At 35.6% G+C, this 514-nt stretch carries 1 protein-coding gene; it reads left to right on the top strand.

The genetic code is table 11. The features are described from left to right. On the top strand, nucleotides 1-348 hold a 348-nt coding region (locus IEZ04_RS36415), incomplete at its 5' end, for an NADH-quinone oxidoreductase subunit D-related protein (protein ID WP_506004871.1). Nucleotides 349-514 lie beyond the last annotated feature (166 nt).

The following is a 514-nucleotide window of genomic DNA, read 5'->3' as shown; positions in this document are numbered from 1 at the left end:
ACGACTACAATTCCGGGGGGGCCCTATGAGAATTTAGAACTTCGATACTTTGATAGAGAAAGGTATCCAGAATGGCATGATTTTGAATATCGATTCATTAGTAAAAAACCTTCTCCTATTTTTGAATTGCCGAAACAAGAACTTTATGTAAGAGTCGAAGCCCCAAAGGGTGAATTGGGAATTTTTCTGATAGGGGATCAGAGTGGTTTTCCTTGGAGATGGAAAATTCGCCCGCCTGGTTTTATCAATTTGCAAATTCTTCCTCAGTTAGTTAAAAGAATGAAATTGGCTGATATTATGACAATACTAGGTAGCATAGATATCATTATGGGAGAAGTCGATCGTTGAAATGATAATTGATATAACAGAAATACAAGCTATCAAGTATTTTTCCAGATTAGAATCCTTAAAAGAAGTCTATGGGATTATATGGATGCTTGTCCCTATTTTGACTCTTGTATTAGGAATCACCCTAGGTGTACTAGTAATTGTTTGGTTAGAAAGAGAAATATCT

Source organism: Streptomyces ruber (genome assembly GCF_014648075.1).
Classification (GTDB): domain Bacteria; phylum Actinomycetota; class Actinomycetes; order Streptomycetales; family Streptomycetaceae; genus Streptomyces; species Streptomyces ruber.
This window is presented reverse-complemented; position numbering and strand designations above follow the sequence as displayed.